This is a genomic window from Paenibacillus silvae (genome assembly GCF_014639235.1).
Taxonomy (GTDB): domain Bacteria; phylum Bacillota; class Bacilli; order Paenibacillales; family Paenibacillaceae; genus Paenibacillus; species Paenibacillus silvae.
In genome coordinates this window covers 737474-744014 of record NZ_BMFU01000004.1, presented here as the reverse complement: position 1 = coordinate 744014, position 6541 = coordinate 737474, and the positions used below count along the sequence as shown (strand labels likewise).

4 protein-coding genes are annotated in these 6541 nt (G+C 46.6%); 2 read left to right on the top strand and 2 right to left on the bottom strand.

Features of this window, described 5'->3' with window-relative positions; translation table 11 throughout:
* Window positions 1-184: 184 nt before the first annotated feature.
* The gene (locus IEW26_RS17765; protein WP_184186816.1) at window positions 185-1879 is read right to left on the bottom strand and encodes a M3 family oligoendopeptidase; all 1695 of its coding nucleotides are present in this window, start codon (window positions 1877-1879) and stop codon (window positions 185-187) included.
* 663 nt (window positions 1880-2542) lie between these two features.
* Here IEW26_RS17765 and IEW26_RS17760 point away from each other — a divergent pair.
* Complete coding sequence (locus IEW26_RS17760) at window positions 2543-3268, top strand: hypothetical protein (RefSeq protein WP_188593288.1); 726 nt, start codon at window positions 2543-2545, stop codon at window positions 3266-3268.
* A 134-nt stretch (window positions 3269-3402) separates the two neighbouring features.
* On the top strand, window positions 3403-3615 hold the full coding sequence (locus tag IEW26_RS17755; protein ID WP_111270796.1) for a cation:proton antiporter regulatory subunit: 213 nt from the start codon (window positions 3403-3405) through the stop codon (window positions 3613-3615).
* Window positions 3616-3781: 166 nt separating this feature from the next.
* Here IEW26_RS17755 and IEW26_RS17750 read toward each other — a convergent pair whose 3' ends face one another.
* Window positions 3782-6532 carry a PAS domain-containing hybrid sensor histidine kinase/response regulator gene (locus IEW26_RS17750; RefSeq protein ID WP_188593287.1) on the bottom strand — a complete coding sequence of 917 codons (2751 nt, stop codon included), beginning with the start codon at window positions 6530-6532 and terminating at the stop codon, window positions 3782-3784.
* Window positions 6533-6541: the final 9 nt, after the last annotated feature.

Sequence of the window (6541 nt, the reverse complement as noted above, 5' to 3'; positions counted from 1 at the left end):
TTCTTCGTTGTATCGTTGCCGCTGTTCTCCCATATGGACACACCTCCGTTAGCCTTATTATCCTTCTGTCCGTTAACGGGTGTCCACTTTTTATTCTAGTTCCATACGAATCGTTAGATCACAAAATCACATCAAAACGGCGATATAAGCTCTGTGGGGATCGTTAACCGTCGCCTTAACTTGACTACAGCGCTTTGTCGTTCACACCATCAAGCCATGCCTCAATGTCACCGATGACGGAGGATACACAGCCATCTTCAAATGGTGAGTTTAATCCAGCCAGCTCGACCAGTCCAGTGAAGGACAGACTGCCGCCGGCTTTACACAATGTCAGATAATCCGCCCATGCCGATTTCATATCCTCATTGCTGCGTTTCCAGAACTGGAATGCACAGATTTGCGCCAGTGTGTAGTCGATATAATAAAATGGCGATGAGAAAATGTGCCCTTGCTTATGCCAGAATCCACCTTGCTCCAGATACGTATTATCCTTGTAGTTGATATGCGGCAGATAAATTTTCTCGATATTGCGCCATGCCTGCTTACGCTCTGTTGGCGTAGCATCCGGATTCGCATACACAAAGTGCTGGAATTCATCTACAGCTACGCCGTACGGAATAAACAGCAGTGCAGAGGAGAGATGATCAAACTTGTACTTGTCCGTGTCTTCCTTGAAGAACAGCTCCATCCACGGCCAGGTAAAGAACTCCATGCTCATCGAATGAATCTCTGCAGATTCATACGTCGGCCAGTTATACTCCGGCACAGCAAAGTTACGGCTTTGGTACACTTGGAACGCATGTCCCGCTTCATGTGTCAACACATCAATATCACCCGACGTGCCGTTGAAGTTGGAGAAAATAAACGGAACTTTATAATCGTTCAGGAAGGTACAGTATCCCCCGCCCTGTTTACCTTTTTTGCTGACCAGATCCATCAGCTCATTATCCGTCATCATCTGGAAGAACACATCGGTTTCCGGGGACAGCTCGGCATACATCTTTTTGCCGTTCTCCACAATCCAGTCTGCATCACCTTTCGGTGTTGGGTTGCCCGTCTTGAAGCTGAAGCCTTGATCGTAAAAATAGAGCGTGTCTACATCGATCCGGCTACGCTGACGTTCTCTGAGCTTAGTAGCTACGGGCACGATATAATCGCGAACCTGCGCACGGAAATTAGCGACCATCTCCGCATTATAATCCGTACGATTCATACGGTCATAACCCAGCTCCACATAGCTTGCATATCCGAGTTTCTTCGCAATCTGTGTGCGCACCTTCACCAGTTCATCATAGATGCGGTCAAATTCAGCTTCATGCTCAGCCATGAAAGCATATCGAGCGGCGGAAGCACGTTCCCGCATAGCACGGTCTGTTGACAACTCAAACGGATGCAGCTGTGGCAGTGTACGCTCTTCGCCTTCAAACGGAATTTTGGCTGAAGCAATCAGCTGGTTATATTCAGTAGAAAGTTTGTTTTCCTTTTGCAGTTCCTCAATCACTTCCGGGCTGAATGTTTTCAGGGAAAGCTCTGCCAGCTGGAACAGCTGTGAGCCCAGCTTCTCTTCCAGTGCCGCACGAAACTTGGAGTTTACGAGTGCACGGTAAAAATCAGTAATGTACTCCTGCACCACCGGCTGATTTTCATCCAGAAACTCATTCTCTGCTTTATAGAACTCATCGTTCGTATCAATAGAATGGCGGATGTAGACCAGTTGTGCCTGGGTTTCAAAATCACTGCGCATCGCATTGATCTTGTCCATGAATTCAGTTTGTTCTTCCACCGTAGCCGCTGCTTCAAATCCCTTCAGCAGCTCACCGAAAGAGGTTTTGATATGTTCCAGATCGGGACGTGTATACGTGTATTCACTAAACTTCATTTATGTACACCCTTTCCTGTTTGGCAAATTTCGGGAGAAACCCGAGAAGAAGCTTATCCCCTATTATACAAAAGAGAAGCCTAAAAATCCCAACTTTACGAAAAATATTTGTCCATCGGTCAAATGTTTTTATATAAAAATCAAAGCGCTCACATCATGGCGTGAGGTATTTTCAACGATAAGCGATCTCAAACACAAACAAGCCAGCCTCGCATCAGCGAAGCCAGCTTACAGGCTTGTCTTTGTCCAAATATGGCCGAAGCCCACAGTACGCCGAATTAATGCTGGTCCTTATCAACGATCTGATAGAACCATCCCATTCCGATCATGCCCACAACCATAACAGCAGCCAGAATAATAATATAAGTCATGAATGTAACCCCCCTGCCCGTATATTCATCTCTATACCAGTTTACACGTGGAACCGCTGTTTGAATTGACGGAACATTGACAAAAATACGAAATCTTTAATTTTAGTCAACCTCATATGTCACTTTAAGAATATGATCTCTGCAAAATTATATTTTTCCTCTTATCTTACCGCAAGGTTTGTCTTGGGATACATGGTATTCGCATCTGTAAACATTCCGTTGTATACTAGATTTCTAGATTGGACGAATTTTCATATTACACAATAGGAATTAAGCAGAAAGGCAGGAACACATGTCAACTCGCAATACGAAACGTCATTTATTATTTACTTGGTTGTTAATCTTCATGCTTGTTTTGTTATCGGCCTGTGCGAATGGGGAAGCCCATGTCACCGTAAATACGGATGGATCGGCCGATCTAGCGCTGGACCTTAGTGTTTCAGACTCCGCTCTTGCCAAAATAGGACAGGAGAATGCGATGCCTATGCTGGCAGAAGCTCTGGAACGAAACAATTTCAAGGCTGAAGTCATCAAACAGGGTGATCAGAACGTGCTGAGAGCAACTACCCGTTATGAAAAAAGCAACATGACCGGCTTTGATGCCTCCAAGCTGCCAACGGGCATTCATATCGAACAATCCACGGTTCCAGGCTTTTTTACGTCCAAAATGCATATTACTGCCGATGCAGACCTTATGGAATCCATGCCGGATGGGGATATTAAAGAACAGATCAATAAAGTTCCAGGCTTTCTCAAACGTCTGCTGTTGAAAGATATGAAATTTGATTTCAAGCTGACTCTGCCAATCAAGGCTGAAGATTCTAACGCTGACGAGGTGCAGGATGGCGGCAAAACGTTAATCTGGAACATCTCCCCCCTGCAGAAGAATACGCTGGATTTAACCGTACAAATTCCGAATATCCGAAATATTCTGCTGGTCGCCATTCCGGGTCTGGTGTTGATTCTGGCGCTGCTTATCTGGTTCTTCATTCGTCGCAGACGAACGAGGCAAAGATAACGGGTAATGCATAGTGCAACTAACCCGTCTAATTTGTAACTTGCCAAACGCTGTTATGGATAGTAGAATACATCCGTACTGTGTGAACGGTTAACATTTTGGCCAAGCAAAAGTTAAAGAGGTGAACAAGTTTCATGAATATCCGGGAATGCGCCCTGCCTGGTATCGGGGTGAAGTACCAGTTCCATACAAAAGGCGGCAACCAGCTCGTTATTATCAAACATGAGGACGGACGCCGTGAATTATATTCGGTGAATCCGTTGGATGAAGAAGAGCTTACGCTGATTGCAGAATTGGAAGATGATGAATGTGTAACACTCTCCGGTTTAATCGGAGGATGGTCTTGATCTTGATCACATTTCGAGACACTTCGCGGTGATTCGAAATGCTGAATGATTCAGGCGTTACTGCAGCTCTCAACATTAAAACCTGTACCTCCGCTGGAGATACAGGTTTTTTTGGAGTATGAAGCACTTATCAGTTCAGGGCATACTATAACACGTCCAATCGGTATCATCTGATGAGTTTGGTCTGAATGTATGGCACCCACGTTTGGAGTACCCGAATGATCTCTGCCGAATGGAACGGCTTGCTTATGAAATCCTGCATGCCGCATTCCAGGCAGGCCTCACGGTCACGTTCTTCTGCAAAGGCGGTAATCGCAGCGATCACCGGGATTTCAGGATGTTTTTTTCTAATCTCGCAAGTGGCTTCAATCCCGTCCATCACTGGCATTTGAATATCCATAAAGATCAGATCATATGACCTTTTTGCCAGCGATTCTACAGCCTGGGCACCGTTAGCTACAATATCACATACACCGCCGAATTTACGCAGCATCTCCTCCAGCAGATGACTGTTCACGGACTGATCCTCGGCAATCAATATGCGAATGCCTTGAGCGAGATGGCTGCGGTCCAGCACCGCACTGCCTGCTGCAATTTCCGCTGCCGCATCTGTAACCACCACGTCTCTCCACTTCTCCAACACAAGGGTAAACTGGAACTCTGCTCCTTTGCCAATCTCACTCTGAACACCGATTGCTCCGCCCATAAGCTCCACCAGCTTTTTGCTGATCGCAAGCCCCAGCCCTGTTCCACCGAACTTGCGATTGATGGATGGGTCCAGCTGCGAGAAGGATTGGAATAACTGGTGCTGTTTGTCCAGAGCAATGCCAATGCCTGTGTCCTTCACCTTGAACGACAGCATGAGATGATCGGGTCCATATTCTAGCGAATGAACAGCCTCGACGCTAACCGTGATGCTTCCTTGCTCGGTAAATTTAACGGCATTGCCGACCAGATTAATCAGAATCTGACGAATTCTCGTCTCATCTCCACAGACACGCTCAGGAATCTCACCCCTGATCTCACTGTGAAGGTCAATATTTTTCTCCGCAGTTTTGACAGAAAACAATTCAATTACACTGTTCAGCGTATCGCGAATATCCACGGGTCCATGATCCAGATCCATTTTACCTGCTTCAATTTTGCTAAAGTCCAATATTTCATTCAGGATACATAACAGTGATTCCCCGCTGTCGATCATGATCTCGGCGAACCCTCGCTGTTCCTCGTCCAGCTCAGTATCCATCAACAAATGGGCCATACCCATCATACCGTTTAACGGTGTACGCAGCTCGTGGCTCATCACAGCCAGAAATTCGGATTTTGCACGATCGGCATGCTCGGCCGCTTCCTTGGCTCTTATAATTTCTTTGACAGACGTCATGTCCCGGAATACGAGTACAGCCCCTCGTGTCTGCCCCTGATCCATAATAGGTTTCAATTGAAACTCTGCAAGAAAGCTGGAGCCATCCTGACGCCAGAATACCGACTCAGTACGCGGCAACGCTCTTCCTTCACGCACGGCCTGAAGCATCGGTGTACCTTTCCCTGGAAAAGGAATCCCCTCGCTCTGCATCTGAAGCATCATCTGTTCCAAAGGCTGACCGTTCATCTCGTTTGGACAGATATGTATCATCTCCGCTGCCGCAGGATTGGCAAAATTCACGTTTCCATCCAGATCAAGGCCGATGACACCTTCGGACATGCTGTTGAGAATCAGAGCCCGCTCATAACTTAAATTTTCGATTTCCTCTACATAACGCTTCGCCGCAGTTACATCACTTGTGATGCCATACACCCCAACCACTTTGTCTTCCAGCAAAATCGGAACGTTAATGACACTGGTTTCAATGCGCTGACCATTTTTGTGAATCAAACCAATCTCGTAGCTCTGCGCGGTTCCTTTCACTGTCTCTTCAAAATGATACCGTGTCCTCTCCAGATCCACCGGATCGATGAGATGATCAAAAGGACGGCTTAACAGCTCTTCCCGTGTATGACCGGTCAATTGCTCTTGCCCGATGTTTGCTTTCAGCAGGTTTCCTTCCCTGTCAAGAGATGCAACTCCAAGCGGATTGCAATCAAATAACGATTTATATTCCTGTAAACTCAGCTGCTGCTGTTTGCTCTGTGTAATATCACGCGTAACGGCAACCATCTCCTGCACCGCTCCGGATGCATCATACACATAATGGGTCAGCGTGTCTGCCCATACGATGGAGCCATTTTTGTGCTGCAGCCGATAACTGAATCGCTCCGGTGCGAGTCCCTTCATCTGTTCACGGATGTAAGCCTTCACGGTTGGAACATCATCAGGATATATGCAGAACATGCCGGACTGTCCCACCATTTCTTCCGGTTCGTAACCAAGCATGCTTCTGCTGGCATCAGATACATATTTAAACGTGCGCTCGGCATCTGCTTGATGAATTGCAATCAGATCCATGGAGGATTCAGCCAGAATACGTGAAATACGACTGCTCTCCTCCAGCTGTCTGCGCTGTTCAAGTAGTCTTTGCTCCGCTTCCTTTTGCTTGCTGATATCCGCAGCTTGTACTAATAGATATAACGGTTCACCGCTTTTCTCGTCCCGAACGATGCAGGCTCTGATTGTAGTCCACACCAGTGTACCGTCTTTCCGTTTCAGACGTACTTCCGTCTCATACATCGGCTGTTCATGATTGGTCATGTTCCAGAAGTTATTGCGGAACTCCTCGTACCTGAGATCTTCTTCATAAATCATATGTACTATTGATGTATTCAGCAATTCCTCTTCCGTTGATCCGATCATCTCGCAAAAAGCTGGATTCAGCTGCACCCACAATCCATTAACGTGAGAAGCGACAGCAATGCCGATTGGCGCATGTGTATATAATTGTTCGAACAGAGAGCGACTCTGTGTGATGGAGTTCGACACTACGTATCC

What these genes read in the sequence shown, in the direction of transcription:
- IEW26_RS17765 (WP_184186816.1), bottom strand. Translation starts at nt 1,879, where the DNA reads ATGAAGTTTAGTGAATACACGTATACACGTCCCGATCTGGAACATATC.
- IEW26_RS17760 (WP_188593288.1), top strand. Translation starts at nt 2,543, where the DNA reads ATGTCAACTCGCAATACGAAACGTCATTTATTATTTACTTGGTTGTTA.
- IEW26_RS17755 (WP_111270796.1), top strand. Translation starts at nt 3,403, where the DNA reads ATGAATATCCGGGAATGCGCCCTGCCTGGTATCGGGGTGAAGTACCAG.